This is a genomic window from Synechococcus sp. H55.11 (assembly GCF_047462475.1).
Taxonomy (GTDB): Bacteria; Cyanobacteriota; Cyanobacteriia; order Thermostichales; family Thermostichaceae; genus Thermostichus.
In genome coordinates, this window is record NZ_JANSJI010000221.1 from 1 (window position 1) to 1,031 (window position 1,031).

Here is a 1,031-nt window from a genome sequence, read left to right on the forward strand (position 1 = left end):
CGCTTTTCGCTAAAACAGCCTGTAAGTTCCAGGCCTCCCTCTCTATCCTTGGCTGTTGACATACTCCCCGCCCTTTAGGGCGGGGATTCTGGTTCTCGGTTCTACGAGCGCACTTACTGAGTTGGGTCGCCCCTCTCCAGCAGCGGTGCCTCTCTCCCCAAGCGTTCCCTCTCGCGAGGCGGTTCCCCAATGCCCTTGGGTACCGTTCCACTCCACCCCCAACATCTGCAATGCCCGGCGCAGAATGTTGAGCGCCGCGTTCTGGTCTCGACACAGCACCAATCCGCATTTTGGGCACCGGTGGGTACGGGTGGAGAGGGTCTTCTTCACCCGATAGCCACACCCAGAACACTCCTGGGTGGTGTACTCCGGCGGGACGGCAACCACCACCTTGCCCCACACCTTGCCGTAGTAGTCCAGCCAACGGGTGAACAAAGACCAGGCCGCATCCTGGATGGACTTGGCCAAGTGGTGATTTCTCACCAGGTTCCTCACTGGCAAGTCCTCGTACGCCACGATGTCGTTAGACACCACTACGCACCGGGCCAACTTGCTGGCCCAGTCTCTGCGCTGGCGCTGGACTTTGAGGTGTACCTTGCCTACTCGCCGCTTCTGCTTCAGGTAGCGCTTCGATTGCGCCTTGACTCCCTTTCTAAACCGACGACTCAACCTTCTTTGCTGCCGCTTCAGGCGCTTCTCCGCTCGGCGCAGAGGTTTTGGGCAATCTACTGTGTTCCCGTCCTGGTCGGTGTAGAAGTGGTGCAGCCCCAGGTCGAGCCCCACCCTCTTGCCCGTGGACTCCCCCGGCTCCCGGCGCTCCACATCCAGGCAGAACTGGGCGTAGTACCCATCAGCCCTGCGCACCACCCGCACGCGGTTGATCTTGGAGCCGAGAAGAAGCCGCCTGGCCTCGCCGTTGCAATACAGGGCGAAGGTGCCAGCCTGGTTGCCATCGGTGAAGGTGATGGCCATCCCGTCGGGCGAGCGCTTCCACCCCGATTGCTTGTACTCGACGGAGCGGCAGTTCTGTT

The 1,031-nt window shown here is 61.2% G+C and carries 1 protein-coding gene; it reads right to left on the reverse strand.

Annotated elements, in window-relative coordinates:
• Positions 1–42 precede the first annotated feature (42 nt).
• Positions 43–1,031: RNA-guided endonuclease InsQ/TnpB family protein (locus NW853_RS08960; protein ID WP_414348838.1), on the reverse strand; the 989-nt coding region annotated here is incomplete at its 5' end.